The organism is Veillonella dispar, assembly GCF_900637515.1.
Lineage (GTDB): Bacteria > Bacillota > Negativicutes > Veillonellales > Veillonellaceae > Veillonella > Veillonella dispar.
Map to the genome: position 1 here is coordinate 138889 of NZ_LR134375.1, position 13863 is coordinate 152751.

Genomic DNA, 13863 nt, shown 5'->3' on the forward strand with positions numbered 1-13863 from the left:
ACTTTCACATATCTATTAGTATAACTTAATCATTTATTAGTATAGCCTAAATACGAAAGTTTATCTATATAAATAACTATAAAATATGGGAATAAGAAAAGGTATATCCAAAATCTATATTACATGAGTAAAAATGTACTGATTAGATTTTGGATATACCTATTTGAATGGTTATTTTGTTATTGAAAAAGTATTGAATAAGGTGAAACGTTATAATCCATTTAGTATATTTACATAATCTTGTCGTTGATCAAGTATAGAGATTAAATAAATTGTTTTTGTTTCCTCTACAACTGTGTAGAAAATGATAAGTTTTTCTAAAATTAACATTCGAAAGTCGCTGTCATTAAGTGCTCTAATTTTAGGTTTAGCCCCCATATATGGATGGTTCATAAGATTTGAAATCGAATTTTGAATATTTTCTTTGACTTGTATAGCTGTTTCTTTTGAAAACTGCATAGCTATATAAAGTATTTGCTGATGTAGCTCTTTATTGAACTTTTCCGTAGGAATGATTGTGTAGGTTTGGGTTTTCATAGAGTTACCCCATTTGATCTAGCATTTTATCAATACTGCTGAAGGTTTCATCAAGTGTAGTGGTGCGACCTTGAATGATATCGTTTTGCCCTTCTACAAGAGAGGATAGTAATTCTATTTTTGACTTTAACATATTATATGTATTATAGCCGAGACTTACGGTATCACCACGACCATTTACAGTAATAATGGCAGCCTCATCTTTAAGTTGTAAGGATTTAGAAATTTCAGGATACTTATTTCGTAAATCAGAGGATGGTCGAATTGTTTCACGTAATATTCCCATAGTTATCTCCTTATAATTTTAAAAGTGTTAGTTCATTATTTATATACTGTAATTATATCATTTAAACGATATAATTACAGTATATAAATATATATGAGATATTTAATTCAAATAGGGTTAACTAGATACTTTAATCATAAATGATATATAAAAAGACCATCTTCAAGCGCATTGAAGATAGTCTTGTATTGGTATATAGTATTTTCTCTTTTTTACTAAATATTCATTTATATATTAGTGAAAGCTTGGTTTGTCGTAGTGTGTGCCTGGTTCGCCAATACCGATGCTTGCACGGTGGAATGGTGTTTCATCATCTACATGTAAGATGTCGAAGATAGCTTTTACTACAGCTTCTCGTGTAACTTGGGCATCGTTAAATTGAACACCTTCAGGAATGAGCTCATAATTTGTATTTTCTGGATCATTGTAGAGCCATGTGAGGCGCAAGATTGTGTAGTTTAAGTTGGATTCGCGCAACACATTGCGTGCTTGACGTTCGCCTTGTACATAGCTAATAGGCAAGCTGTCGAAGGTCCATTTTTCAAGTGCTGCAGGGAATTCGCCAGAAAGACCAGCCATAGAAAGACCGATAACACGGCGTACGTTTTTACGGCTCAATGCTTTCACAATAGCCGCCATATCGCTGCCAGACTCCATAGCGCCTACAAATACGATCTCTGCATTTGTTACCGCTTCCTCTAATTTAGCAGGATTTTGGAAAGAACCCTCGATGACAGTAACGCGTTCATGTTCTAAAATTTCTGGATGTAAACGAGTACTCAATTGGCGACCATATAATGTAAGGTGCATATCTGTATATGTTAATAATGTAGCAGTCAACTTTTGTGCAATTTGGCCAGCGGCCCCTAAAATTGTAATATATTTGTACATATAGACCTCCTATGTCCTAGGCATAAGTATTTGTATGCATTATATCACAACTATATGACGAGAAAGTGAGAATAACAATTTAATTAATAGCTAGAATTTCTTTTGTTGTTATAAGATACTCAAATCGATTTCTTCAAATTTTAGAGATGCGCTGTAAAATTTGATGTTGAATTTACATGATAATTTAACTACAATAATGATAAGATATTAGAAAGATGAGTGTTATATCACTAAAGTATTCTGGAGGTGATAGTATGCCGAATATAAAACCTATTTCAGATTTACGTAATTATTCTGAAGTTTTACGTGATGTTACTATAGATAGTCCTGTATTTTTAACTAAAAATGGTAGAGGTAGGTATGCAATTATGGATATTCAAGATTATGAACGTGTAATGGCTACTATAAAACTTATGGGGGCTTTAGAGACAGGTCGTAAATCTGGTGAAGAACAAGGCTGGATTTCATCAGAGCAACTAAAGAGTGAATTGGGGATTTAATTATGAATAATCAAATTAGCTATGCACCAAAAGCACGAGAAGATTTGCTAGAAATAAAATCTTTTATAGAAGAAGAAACCGGTGATATTGAGTTAGCTAAGAAAACCGTTTCGGATATAGTGACTACGAATGACTCGTTGAGTATAATTCCAGAAATGGGGCAGCGATTATTGATTAATCTAGAAAGCAAAATTGAATACAGATATTTACTTTGTCATAATTATTTAAGTTTTTATCGTTATTTAGACCGGACTATCTATATTGATAGAATATTAAACAGTAGACGTGATTATCTTAGAATACTATTAGATGAAGTACATTAGTTATTAAAAGCACTATCGTTAATAGATGGTGCTTTTTATCATATGATAAACATACTATCTATAATAGTATCTTGCCTTTCACAAATCTCTGAAGAATGTTACAATAGACACTATATATTCATTTTTAGAAAAGAGGCTATTTATGGAACGGATTCAAGATCTTGTGTACACGCATGTGCAGGGTGGCCAGTTTAGATGGGTTACTGTCAGCACATTGATGCTCGCATTGGGCACGATATTGCATTTGGTGAGCCCTAGTGTGGCTGGGGTAACGCCGAACTGGACGATTGCTACGTACTGCGTAGCTATTTTATTGACTCGCCCTAGTTTGAGTCAAACATTAGGGATTGGCCTTGTAGCGGCCCTCATTAACGTATTGACGTCTAAGTCAGCATTTCCTTATGGCAACTTGTTGTCAGAGCCAGGCGGTGCGTTGACGGCAGCTCTCGTGACACGCGCTATGTTGTCCGTGAAGTTCCGTAAAATCGGTGGTTTTGATTTAACGCCAATTCTATCTGGCTTTTTAGCGACTGTTGTATCTGGTGGTATCTTCGTTACTATTTTGTGGAAAGTATTGGGCTTACCAGACAATGTATATATGTATGGTATGTGGCCGATGGTTCTTATCGTAGGCGCTTTGAATGGTGCCATTACGCCAATCTTGTACATTCCGGCGCAACGTCTATTCTCCAAACGCGGTATGTTGCCAAGTACAGATCAATTGACATCTGACCATAGTCACATGACGATTTTGCCTGAGCGCCAAGCTAAGATTTCCATTGAACACGTAAATTACTACCATCCTAAGGCGACGACACCATCTCTTGAAAACATCAATCTCGACGTACATGATGGGGACTTCCTCGTTGTGACTGGTCCTGCTGGTTGTGGTAAAAGTACTCTTTGCATGGCTATGGTAGGGGCTGTGCCTAAATTCTACGGCGGTCGCCTTGAAGGCATGGTGTTCGTAGATGGTAAAGCGACTACGCAAATGGAAATTCCTGAATTGGCTAATCACATCGGTGTAGTTCTTGCCGATTACGATACACAACTCGTAACGATGACTGTTCGTGAAGAAGTGGCCTTTGCCATGGAAAATCGCGGTTATGACCGTGAAACCATCAAAGCACGTTCTGAAGAGGTGTTTGCACAAGTTGGTCTTATCGGCTTAGAAGATCGCAAAATTACTAGTCTATCCGGTGGTCAACGCCAACGTTTGGCGATTGCTTCCGTATTGGCTACGAACCCAACTGTTCTTGTTCTCGATGAACCAACGAGCTCCCTTGACCCAGATGGGACTGCCGAATTATATCGCCTCGTAGGTGATTTGAACAAGAAACACGGTATTACCGTTGTCGTTATCGACCATGACTTACACGCTGTATTGCCGTATGCAAACCGCATGGCTCTCATGGTGGATGGCTCTATTGCATGTGACGACGATGTACCAACTACGCTTCGTTACATGTACGAACACAATATTCACGTTGATGCGTTGCCATCCGTGTTCACTACGTATATGGAACTTGAACAAGCGGGCTTCCACAGCGATGAGCCTTGGCTTAGCATCGAGTCTGCTATCAAGGGCTTGCACCAAATTGAAATGGCTCACGCCATCCAAACTGAGGTGCATGGTGAAAGCAACTCTAGAGTAAATCAATCTAAAACAGTAGAAAATTCTACTAATCAATCCAATACAGTAGTAAATAAACAACCAATTCAACGCGTTGATGATGTACAAGGAAAGGACGGTGGCGCTCATGCTTAAGGTTGAAAATATCCGCTTTGGCTATGTGCCATCCGTAGACATCTTCCGAGATGTGACTTTCACCATCGAAGGTGGCGAATATATTGCCATCGGTGGTCGTAATGGTTGTGGTAAAACGACGATTACTCGTTTGCTCGTAGGCCTTGAAAAGGCTAGCGAAGGCCGCATGTACTATAACGGCACAGATATTACGTCTATGCCACCATCTAAACGTGGTCAATTCATCGGTTATGTATTCCAACAACCGGATCGCCAAATGTTCAGACCTACTGTAGCGACAGAGGTTGCTTTTGGCCCTGAGTCTTTGGGCCGTAGTAAATCCGAAGTGAAACAAATCGTCGACGAAGTGTTGGAACGCACAGGTATTGCTCACTTGCGTGATGCGTATCCTCCAACATTGCGCCGCGGCGAAAAGCAACGCGTTGCTATCGCTTCTGCATTAGCGATGCAATCTAAAATCCTCATCCTCGACGAACCAACAAGTGGTCAAGATGGTAAGGAAACTAAAGAGTTGTTAGCGTTATTGCGCCAACTCAATCAAGAAGGCATTACGATCCTTCTCATTACACATGATATGGAAATCATGGCTAGCGAATGTAGCCGTGCGCTTATCATGGGTAACCAAACAGTTGCCTTCGATGGCAATCCAGAAGAATTATTCAAGAAATCTACAGATGAACTGCAAGACCTAGGCCTTACAAAACCGCCAAGTGTGGAACTTTCACTAGCGGTACCATCTCTAGGCTATTGCAAATCCATGGATGAATTGAAATCTAAGTTAGTGGCTCAGTTGAGCGGGAAATAGGAGGGACATATGGAACGTTTAGTACCGTTAACAAAAATCTTGATGACCCTCGCTGTATCCGTGTGGGCCATTCTATTACGCGACTGGCAATCTCTATTGGCCTTAGTCGTTGTAGAACTTGTCGTGTTATTTGTAGCAGGTTTATTGATCAAACAACGTAAGGCCGTAGTGGCATTGACTAGCTTTGCCGTATTCCTTGGCATTGTTCAATTCCTCGGCAGTGGCGATGTAACATCCGCTATCGTATCTGGCTTGCGTATGCTCGCCATGACACTTGTATTCATCTGCTTATTAGCAACTACAAAATTGCAAGATCTTACAGCGGCTCTCGTAACACAATGCAAAATTCCTTATGAATATGCATTTATGTTCACTGCTGCACTTCGCTTCGTACCTGACTTCATTGCTGAAAGCCATGCTGTACAAGAGGCACAAGCGTGCCGTGGTTTATCCTTAGAAGGCAACTTCATTAAACGCATCAAATCCTATGCATCTGTTATTCAACCATTGCTCTTAAAATCCTTGGGCCGCTCCGAAACAATGGCGCTCTCTCTAGAACTACGTGGCTTTGGTGGTCCAACACATAGCTTTGCTGCATCTGTAGGATTGAAAACTATGGACTACGCAGTAATTGGTGCTTTGATTGTTATTACAATACTACTATTTGTTATTGTGTAATGAATAAATTAGACAAATTTATAGAGTTAATTGTGTTATAATTAACTTGAAGAGTATGGGGTGCCTCAATTGGTACACCTGAAAAGACACCTGGAAATGGCCAAATTTCTAGGTGTCTTTTGTTTATCTTTTGTACATTTATTTATGGTATACTACTAATTGGTAGTAAAGCGTACAAAATATTGCCTACAATATAACAAAAGGACGAGTTGCAGCTCGTCCTTTTTCTTGCGTATTAGCGTTATTTTTATATATTATGTTATATAGATATAATATATAAATAATTTTAGTTTCGGATACCGGATTTTGGATACCCACAATTTTGAGGAATTCTTATGAGTGAATTAGTAATTCGACCAATTACAAAGGATGATATCGCAGCTTGTTTAGATATTTATAACTACGAGGTTGTGAACGGTGTAGCAACGCTTGATCTTGAGGCGCGTACGTTGTTAGAGTGGCAGGAGTGGTATGAGGCTCATCAAACTTCAGAGCATTGCATTTTTGTAGGTCTTATAGATGATGTAGTTGTAGGCTATGCATCGCTTTCACCATATAGAACAAAGGATGCTTTCAAAAGTACTGTCGAATTATCTATCTACATTCATCAAGAATATAGAGGCAGAGGTGTGGCATCTAAGTTGATGGCCCATATTTTAGACCACGCAAAAGAAACGGATACATTGCATACGGTGGTGTCTGTTATTACTGCAGGGAATGCAGCGAGCACGGCATTACACGAGCGTTTTGGATTTACTTATTGTGGGCTAACACCTCAGGTTGGTTTCAAACATGGTAAATATCAGGATACCGAAACATACGCATTATTGGTATAATAAAACGTAGATATTAAAGTAAAGACTAATAATGTACAGATGATAGATAAGGGTTCGTCATGGGTTAGGGCGAATAGGGTGATTGAATGAACATGAAAGATGAACGGCAGTTCGTTGGATACAGCAAGTATCGCAGCCGTCTTGTAGATGGTCATGTGCATACAGAATTGTGTCCCCATGGTAGTGGGGATCGAACTGCATTGATGATTGAAAAGGCCATCGAGTTGCGCATTGAAAAGGTATGCCTTACAGAGCACGCGCCGTTGCCAAAGGCTTTTGCAGCTGAATACGGTGGTGACCAAAAGGCTTATGACACAGCGTCTTTGAAATTGAACCAAGTAGATACCTACTTAGAATTAGGTCGTCAATTGCAACGTGCTTACGGCACGCATATCGATATCTCCCTCGGCTTTGAGGTGGATTACATTCCAGGCTTTGAGACAGATATTCAAGAGTTCCTCGACCGTTATGGTCCATTAACAGATGACAATATTTTGTCTGTTCACTTCATGGAAGGCGTTAATAATGCCTTTTATTGCTTAGACTATAGCCCTGAAGAATTTGAAAAGGGCTTTGGTCCATGGATTCAAAAGCAATATGAGTTATATTACAAATATTACTCCACCGTGCGCCAAGCAGTGCGTGCTGACCTTGGCGAATATACGCCAAAACGAATTGGTCACTTTGATTTGATTAAGAAATACCAACACCACTTTGGCTTTGAGCGTCACTTGGATCGCCGCAATGCGCAGGTAGTGAGCGATATTTTGCATATCATGCGCGTACAAGGGCGCGAACTAGACTACAACATGAGTGGCTTCTTTAAACCAGACTGCCGTGAAATGTACCCAAGCCGCTTTATTCAAGGCATGGCTGCTATCATTGGGGTACCATTTGTACTAGGCTCTGATGCGCATAGCATAGCAGACATAGGACGAATTTGGGGCTAGATTAATGAGAAAATTATTATTTTATCTGATCATTTTGATTACCCTGATAACAGCTTTTGTAGCTTATATGTTTTATCATGAACCATCATCAGATGAGCTGGTTGGCCGTAGTGTAGTTTTAGAGTTTGGGCCTAAGAATGAAATTCATATTAGCAAATTGGGTAGCCAATTTATTGTATCTGATACTAGTTTCTCTAACTCTAAATTTCCTTATTTCTTTGATGCCTTTGTAGAGAAAGATAAGGCTGGCAGCTCGTATCTATACTTATTATGTAAGGATAATATGATTGTCTTTGATAATAATATGAATTGTGTTCTATTTCTCTCCAAACAAAACCAAGAGTCTAATGCTTTATTGGATCATGTTCGGAAGTATTATCATTTTAGTGATACTAAAACGAAGTATAAAATTGAAGACTTAGATGAAGCTGATAAGTCTATATATCTATCGTTACAAAGTCAAAACTAATCCTTAAATATATGTATGTAACTATCATCTATAAAAGAATATAAACTATAGGCGGATTATCTTTATATTAATAACGTGAAATCATAACGGTTCTATTGACAATTCTATAGAACCGTTATATTATAATTTCATACTTTAGTTAGATAAAGCGATAAAATAGAAAAGTATCGATATAGGTAAATTTTTTCTCATAGATAAATGAAAGCCATTCAACTCGTTTGAAACTGATTATATGATGCTTTCACAGATATGAGAAATGAAATGATAGAAAGGATGTTTACGATGATACAGCAGCAATTACCTACGGGGTTCCGTGATGATATAGGGGCCGTAGCGGAGCGCAAGGATGATGTGAGCCAATATGTGCTCGGTCTATGTCGTAGCCGCCAATACACAAAGATCTCTACACCTCTTGTGGAGTACAAGGATGTATTTAATGGCTATGCAATGGGGCGCGGTCAGCATATGTACGAGTTCATGGATAGTTCTGATGAGTCCGTCGTAATTCGTCCTGATTTGACCATGCCAATCGGTCGTTTCTTGGCGACTACCAATATTGAATTGCCTCGTACGTTCTACTATTTAGGCGATGTGTTCATGAAAAATAAAAAGCACCGCGGTGATGTGAACCAAGTAACACAAGGCGGCATTGAGCTGGTCGGCTATGAAGGCATTGAAGCCGAGCAAGAGTGCTTTGCCATCATTAAAGAGGTAAACGAAACGCAGCTCGGTAACAATTTGCTATTAGAAATTGGGGATGCTCGTTTCTCTCGCGCTATTACTGATGCACTTGGTCTTAGTGATAAAGAAAAATCTGAGCTCCTCGATGCTTTGTTTACTAAATACTTGCCACGTTATAACGAGTTGATTTCCGACTTTAAAAATAGTGCGTTATATCCATTCTTGACTGTATGGCCTCGTTTATTTGGTACGGTACAAGATATCAAGGATGAGCTCAACAAAATCATCTTGCCTGCAGCGGCGCAACGTATTTTAGATAATCTCGTAGATATGGCGAACCAAGTGGCTCAAACAGGCCAGCAGGTTCGCATCGACGTCTCTACTGAGCCGCTTCAATCCTACTATACAGGCCTCACATTTAGAGGCTATGTGGATGGCGTGTCCCAATACATCGTCAGCGGCGGTCGTTATGACGGCTTGTTATCTAGCTTTGATGGTACACCAATGCCTGCGGTTGGGATGGCTTTCAACATCGACGTGTTGACCGATGTAACTTTGAATGGTGAAAGCAACAATCAAGATAATGGTAAATTGCGTATCGCTCTTACAAAGGGCCGCGTAGAGAAAGATTTTATTCCTCTCTTGGAGTCCTGTGGCGTAGATTATGAGCCATTACGGAACAAGGCGCGTAAGCTTATCATTCCGTTGGGCGATGCTATTGAGGTTATCCTCGCTAAAGGCCCAGATGTAACGACATACTTGAAAAACGGTGTGGTAGACCTCGGTATCGTTGGTAGTGATGTACTAGATGAACAAGACGATACAAGCTATGAAATGCTAGATTTACAAACTGGTAAATGCCAATTTATCTTGGCCTCTCTTGCAGGCTATGATCCTAAAGAAGGTCGTCGTCAGCGTATCGGTACAAAATATCCAACCATTACAAAACAGTATTTTGGTGCCCAAGATGTAGAAATCATCAAAATTGAAGGCTCCGTTGAGTTGGCACCTCTCGTAGGACTCGCTGATGCCATCGTAGATATTACAGAAACAGGCACAACCTTACGGGAAAATAACTTAGAAATCTTCGACTGGTTACAAAAGATTTCTACTCGTTTAGTAGCTAATCCATTAGCGCTAAAACAAAAGAGAAATACTATTTTTAAACTTATAGACCAGCTTTCAGAAGCCATTAATAAATAAGAGATAGAACTAATAGTGCGAAGAGCATAGATAGGAAGAAGGATAAAACATGAAAATTTATAAGGAATCATTAGATACGATGCTTAGTATCGTTCGAAATTACACTCAACAAACTACAGACATGGAAATTGAGCGTCGCGTGTACGATATCATCGACGATGTTCGCACCAATGGTGATGCGGCTTTAAAGGCATACTCTGAAAAATTTGATGGTGTATCCATCGAAGATTTCAAGGTGCCTCAAGAGGAAATCGATGCTGCTTATGAGTCCTTATCTGATGATTTGAAGGCTGCCTTGTTAAAGGCAAAGGCTAATATTACTGAGTTCCACAGTCGTGAAATTGAACAAGGTTTTGTGGATATGGATACACCGGGCATCATCCGCGGTCAAAAGGTTATTCCATTGGCTTGCGTTGGCCTTTATGTTCCTGGTGGTACAGCAGCGTATCCTTCTACTATTATCATGACTGCGTTGCCAGCTAAAATTGCAGGCGTTAAAGAAATCGTTATGGTTACACCTCCTCAAAAGGATGGCATTAACCCTGCTGTACTAGGTGCTGCAAAACTTGCTGGCGTTGATGCAGTATACCAAGTTGGTGGTGCTCAAGGTGTAGCGGCTCTTGCGTATGGTACGGAAAGCATTCCAAAGGTTGATAAGATCGTAGGCCCTGGCAACATTTACGTTGCCACAGCAAAACGCCAAGTGTTCGGCCAAGTTGATATCGACATGATTGCAGGCCCTAGTGAAATCGGCGTTATCGCTGACGATAGTGCTAATCCAGTACACCTTGCAGCAGATCTTTTGTCTCAAGCAGAACATGATCCTCGGGCGCGCGCTATTATGGTTACTACTAGTGAAAGCTTAGCAAATGCGGTATCCGATGAGGTTGAACGTCAATTAAAATTATTGCCTCGTGAAAGCATCGCTCGCCCAGCTATTGAAAATAACAGTTATATTGCTGTTATGGATAGCGTTGAAGACATGTTTACGGTCATGAACGAAGTAGCGCCAGAGCATTTGGAAATCCAATTGCCAGACCCAATGGGTTACATGAGTCTCGTTCAAAATGCGGGCTCCGTATTCCTTGGTGCCTATGCATCTGAGCCATTGGGAGACTACGTAGGCGGTACAAATCACGTATTGCCTACCAGTGGTACAGCACGCTTCTCATCTCCACTTGGTGTGTATGATTTCGTAAAACGTACATCCTTTACACAATTTACAAAAGAACGATTAGAAGAAGTAGCAACACACATTACTACATTAGCTCGTACAGAAGGTCTTGAAGCACATGCTCGCGCTATCGAAGTACGTTTTGAGAAATAGATTTGAGGTATAGAGGTCGTTATGATACGCACAGGTACGGTGCAACGCACCACTCAAGAAACAGATATTAAAGTAGAACTTACCCTTGATGGGGCGCAAACGAGCTCCATCTCCACGGGGATTGGCTTTTTTGACCATATGTTGACGTTGCTCGCGAAACACGGACGTTTTGGCCTTGTAGTAGAGGCAAAGGGCGATACCTATGTAGATGCTCACCACACTGTGGAGGACATCGGATTGGCCTTAGGTCAGGCCTTGGTGAAAGCCTTAGGCGATAAGGCTAGTATCGAGCGTTACGGTGATGCATGGGTTCCTATGGATGAAGCCTTAACGCAAGTTGTCATCGACTTGAGCGGTCGTCCGTACCTCGTATTCCAAGGCGAATGGAGCACGCCTGTTCTAGGTGGCAACTTTGAAACTGAACTAGTAGAGGATTTCTTCCAAGCCCTTGCTATGAGCGCTGCCATGAATTTACATGTTCGTAATCTATATGGTCGCAATACACACCACATTATTGAAAGCATGTTTAAGGCTACAGGCCGTGCTTTGCGCAAGGCTGTTACGATTAACCCAGATATTCAAGGGGTAAACTCTACAAAGGGCCTTATTTAATATAGTCATTTAATGAAGGAGAACCTATGATTTTTCCAGCTATAGATTTACAAGATGGTCGCAGCGTTCGCCTCTATAAAGGTGACTTCGCACAGGAAACGGTTATCAATCCTGATCCAGTAGACCAAGCAAAACAATATGAAGCAGCCAAGGTTGGGGCGCTACACCTCGTCGATTTAGACGGTGCTAAGGCGGGCAAACCTGTTAACGTAGACATTGTAAAAGCAGTGCGTGAAGCTTTCACAGGTATTCTTGAAATCGGTGGAGGCATTCGAGATAAAGCGGCTGTTGACCTCTATTTAGGTTTAGGTGTAGACCGCGTTATCTTAGGCTCCGTAGCACTCAAAAATCCAGAGCTTACCAAACAAGTGATTGCAGAATACGGTGCAGAGCGCATTGTCATCGGCGTAGATGGTAAAAACGGTAAGGTCGCTGCTGAAGGTTGGCTCGATCAATCTGATGTACCTATGACCGATTTGATTGGCGCCATGGTTGAAGGCGGCGCAAAGTACTTCATCGTTACCGATGTGGACCGCGATGGTACCATGCAAGGCGCTAACGAGGACTTGCTTGGTAATTTGCAAAAAGAATTCCCTACAGCGCGCATTGTTGCGTCTGGGGGCGTTCGTAATTTAGAAGATATTAAATCCCTTGAAGCCAAAGGCGTTATGGATAGCATCGTTGGTAAGGCTTTGTATGAAGGAACGATTACATTAGAGGAAATTGCCGGGTACAATCAACGGTAACTTGAACACTTAGTGGGGAGTAGAATTATGTTAGCGAAACGGATCATTCCGTGCCTTGATGTGGATGATGGGCGCGTTAAAAAAGGGGTTAACTTTGTTAACCTCATTGATGTAGGTAGTCCCGTAGATATTGCGGCGTCCTATGAACAGCAACAGGCTGACGAATTAGTATTCTTAGATATTACGGCTACCGTTGATGCACGGACCACCATGCGCGACGTGGTGCAAGAGATTTCTTCCCAGGTATTTATGCCGCTCACCGTTGGTGGTGGTATCAAGACCGTTGAGGATATGACGGCCTTGCTGAAAGCTGGCGCCGACAAGGTATCTTTGAACTCGGCAGCCCTCGCTAATCCTGAGCTCATCACAGAAGGAGCTCAAAAGTTTGGCAACCAATGTATGGTAGTGGCTATCGATGTAAAAACAGACGAAGAAACTGGCGAATGGTATGCGTATACGCACGGTGGTCGTAAGCGCACCGAATGGAAAGCCCTCGATTGGGCTAAGGAAGCTGTGTCTCGTGGAGCAGGGGAATTGCTTGTAACGAGCATGGATAAGGACGGCACTAAATCTGGCTTTGATATTGAATTATATAAGGCTATTGAAGCCGTTGTAGATGTACCTATCATCGCATCTGGTGGTGCCGGCAAGGTTCAAGATTTTATCGATCTCTTTGAGCAAACCGGCGTTACCGGTGCATTGGCGGCATCTATCTTCCACTTTGGAGAAATTAAAATCCCTGATCTTAAAAATGAATTACGAGCTCGAGGAATTACTGTACGATAAAAAGTAGCTTTTATACATACGTTTTTAAATACTTACAGTATTTAATGGTACTTGAAGGTAGTACATAAAATACTATGGTAACGATATGGTAACGATACTAATAAAACAATAAGTTTTAAAACGATTATTTTCGTAAAGGATTACAATATGAAACCGGATTTTGAAAAGGGAAATGGCTTATTGCCAACGGTTGTGCAAGACGCAGATACAAAAGACGTGCTCATGGTGGCGTGGATGAACGAAGAAAGCTTTCACAAAACACTAGAGACAAAGGAAACGTGGTTTTGGTCTCGTTCTCGCCAAGAGCTATGGCACAAGGGCGGTACGAGTGGCAATGTGCAGCATGTGGTGAGTATGGCCCTCGATTGCGATGGGGATACATTGCTCATTCAAGTTAAGCCAGAAGGTCCTGCGTGTCACACAGGGCGCATCAGCTGTTTCTTTAATGATGTAGATTGGAGTTAG

Annotated in this window: 17 protein-coding genes; 14 read left to right on the forward strand and 3 right to left on the reverse strand. The window is 40.9% G+C overall.

The features are described from left to right. Positions 1–210: 210 nt before the first annotated feature. The 3 genes from EL171_RS00540 to EL171_RS00550 all read right to left on the reverse strand — a co-directional run bounded on the left by EL171_RS00540 (position 211) and on the right by EL171_RS00550 (position 1714). A complete protein-coding gene (locus EL171_RS00540; protein ID WP_005387474.1) occupies positions 211–537 on the reverse strand; it encodes a type II toxin-antitoxin system RelE/ParE family toxin in 327 nt (108 codons plus the stop codon). A 4-nt stretch (positions 538–541) separates the two neighbouring features. Then, entirely contained in the window at positions 542–823 is a 282-nt protein-coding gene (locus EL171_RS00545) for a type II toxin-antitoxin system Phd/YefM family antitoxin (protein WP_005387475.1), read from the reverse strand. A 234-nt stretch (positions 824–1057) separates the two neighbouring features. Beyond that, the gene (locus EL171_RS00550; RefSeq protein WP_005387476.1) at positions 1058–1714 is read right to left on the reverse strand and encodes an NAD(P)H-binding protein; all 657 of its coding nucleotides are present in this window, start codon (positions 1712–1714) and stop codon (positions 1058–1060) included. Positions 1715–1968: 254 nt separating this feature from the next. Here EL171_RS00550 and EL171_RS00555 point away from each other — a divergent pair, with 254 nt between their 5' ends. The 14 genes from EL171_RS00555 to hisI all read left to right on the forward strand — a co-directional run bounded on the left by EL171_RS00555 (position 1969) and on the right by hisI (position 13863). Beyond that, on the forward strand, positions 1969–2214 hold the full coding sequence (locus EL171_RS00555; RefSeq protein ID WP_039969495.1) for a type II toxin-antitoxin system prevent-host-death family antitoxin: 246 nt from the start codon (positions 1969–1971) through the stop codon (positions 2212–2214). 2 nt (positions 2215–2216) lie between these two features. Continuing rightward, entirely contained in the window at positions 2217–2537 is a 321-nt protein-coding gene (locus EL171_RS00560; RefSeq protein WP_005387478.1) for a type II toxin-antitoxin system RelE/ParE family toxin, read from the forward strand. A 142-nt stretch (positions 2538–2679) separates the two neighbouring features. Further along, on the forward strand, positions 2680–4305 hold the full coding sequence (locus EL171_RS00565; RefSeq protein ID WP_005387479.1) for a tryptophan transporter: 1626 nt from the start codon (positions 2680–2682) through the stop codon (positions 4303–4305). Next, positions 4298–5110 (forward strand): energy-coupling factor ABC transporter ATP-binding protein, encoded by an 813-nt coding sequence (locus EL171_RS00570; protein WP_005387480.1) that lies wholly within the window; start codon positions 4298–4300, stop codon positions 5108–5110. The genes EL171_RS00565 and EL171_RS00570 overlap by 8 nt, the downstream gene beginning before the upstream one ends. A gap of 9 nt (positions 5111–5119) precedes the next feature. After that, on the forward strand, positions 5120–5788 hold the full coding sequence (locus EL171_RS00575; RefSeq protein ID WP_005387482.1) for an energy-coupling factor transporter transmembrane component T family protein: 669 nt from the start codon (positions 5120–5122) through the stop codon (positions 5786–5788). A gap of 335 nt (positions 5789–6123) precedes the next feature. Continuing rightward, entirely contained in the window at positions 6124–6624 is a 501-nt protein-coding gene (locus EL171_RS00580; RefSeq protein WP_005387484.1) for a GNAT family N-acetyltransferase, read from the forward strand. Positions 6625–6710: 86 nt separating this feature from the next. Continuing rightward, a complete protein-coding gene (gene hisJ / locus EL171_RS00585; protein ID WP_005387486.1) occupies positions 6711–7574 on the forward strand; it encodes a histidinol-phosphatase HisJ in 864 nt (287 codons plus the stop codon). Between the two features lie 4 nt (positions 7575–7578). Next, positions 7579–8043, forward strand: a complete 465-nt coding sequence (locus EL171_RS00590) for a hypothetical protein (RefSeq protein WP_005387487.1) — start codon at positions 7579–7581, stop codon at positions 8041–8043. A gap of 282 nt (positions 8044–8325) precedes the next feature. Next, complete coding sequence (gene hisG, locus EL171_RS00595) at positions 8326–9927, forward strand: ATP phosphoribosyltransferase (protein ID WP_039969496.1); 1602 nt, start codon at positions 8326–8328, stop codon at positions 9925–9927. Positions 9928–9976: 49 nt separating this feature from the next. After that, positions 9977–11254, forward strand: a complete 1278-nt coding sequence (gene hisD, locus EL171_RS00600) for a histidinol dehydrogenase (RefSeq protein ID WP_005387489.1) — start codon at positions 9977–9979, stop codon at positions 11252–11254. Positions 11255–11275: 21 nt separating this feature from the next. After that, on the forward strand, positions 11276–11866 hold the full coding sequence (hisB, locus tag EL171_RS00605) for an imidazoleglycerol-phosphate dehydratase HisB (protein ID WP_005387490.1): 591 nt from the start codon (positions 11276–11278) through the stop codon (positions 11864–11866). A 26-nt stretch (positions 11867–11892) separates the two neighbouring features. Then, positions 11893–12612, forward strand: coding sequence for a 1-(5-phosphoribosyl)-5-[(5-phosphoribosylamino)methylideneamino]imidazole-4-carboxamide isomerase (gene hisA, locus EL171_RS00610; RefSeq protein ID WP_005387491.1), 720 nt, complete (start codon positions 11893–11895; stop codon positions 12610–12612). Between the two features lie 27 nt (positions 12613–12639). Beyond that, positions 12640–13398, forward strand: a complete 759-nt coding sequence (hisF, locus tag EL171_RS00615; RefSeq protein ID WP_005387493.1) for an imidazole glycerol phosphate synthase subunit HisF — start codon at positions 12640–12642, stop codon at positions 13396–13398. Positions 13399–13545: 147 nt separating this feature from the next. Beyond that, on the forward strand, positions 13546–13863 hold the full coding sequence (gene hisI, locus EL171_RS00620) for a phosphoribosyl-AMP cyclohydrolase (RefSeq protein ID WP_005387495.1): 318 nt from the start codon (positions 13546–13548) through the stop codon (positions 13861–13863).

Coding starts and splice junctions, on each gene's coding strand:
- EL171_RS00540 (WP_005387474.1), bottom strand. CDS start 537: ATGAAAACCCAAACCTACACAATCATTCCTACGGAAAAGTTCAATAAA.
- EL171_RS00545 (WP_005387475.1), bottom strand. CDS start 823: ATGGGAATATTACGTGAAACAATTCGACCATCCTCTGATTTACGAAAT.
- EL171_RS00550 (WP_005387476.1), bottom strand. CDS start 1,714: ATGTACAAATATATTACAATTTTAGGGGCCGCTGGCCAAATTGCACAA.
- EL171_RS00555 (WP_039969495.1), top strand. CDS start 1,969: ATGCCGAATATAAAACCTATTTCAGATTTACGTAATTATTCTGAAGTT.
- EL171_RS00560 (WP_005387478.1), top strand. CDS start 2,217: ATGAATAATCAAATTAGCTATGCACCAAAAGCACGAGAAGATTTGCTA.
- EL171_RS00565 (WP_005387479.1), top strand. CDS start 2,680: ATGGAACGGATTCAAGATCTTGTGTACACGCATGTGCAGGGTGGCCAG.
- EL171_RS00570 (WP_005387480.1), top strand. CDS start 4,298: ATGCTTAAGGTTGAAAATATCCGCTTTGGCTATGTGCCATCCGTAGAC.
- EL171_RS00575 (WP_005387482.1), top strand. CDS start 5,120: ATGGAACGTTTAGTACCGTTAACAAAAATCTTGATGACCCTCGCTGTA.
- EL171_RS00580 (WP_005387484.1), top strand. CDS start 6,124: ATGAGTGAATTAGTAATTCGACCAATTACAAAGGATGATATCGCAGCT.
- hisJ (WP_005387486.1), top strand. CDS start 6,711: ATGAACATGAAAGATGAACGGCAGTTCGTTGGATACAGCAAGTATCGC.
- EL171_RS00590 (WP_005387487.1), top strand. CDS start 7,579: ATGAGAAAATTATTATTTTATCTGATCATTTTGATTACCCTGATAACA.
- hisG (WP_039969496.1), top strand. CDS start 8,326: ATGATACAGCAGCAATTACCTACGGGGTTCCGTGATGATATAGGGGCC.
- hisD (WP_005387489.1), top strand. CDS start 9,977: ATGAAAATTTATAAGGAATCATTAGATACGATGCTTAGTATCGTTCGA.
- hisB (WP_005387490.1), top strand. CDS start 11,276: ATGATACGCACAGGTACGGTGCAACGCACCACTCAAGAAACAGATATT.
- hisA (WP_005387491.1), top strand. CDS start 11,893: ATGATTTTTCCAGCTATAGATTTACAAGATGGTCGCAGCGTTCGCCTC.
- hisF (WP_005387493.1), top strand. CDS start 12,640: ATGTTAGCGAAACGGATCATTCCGTGCCTTGATGTGGATGATGGGCGC.
- hisI (WP_005387495.1), top strand. CDS start 13,546: ATGAAACCGGATTTTGAAAAGGGAAATGGCTTATTGCCAACGGTTGTG.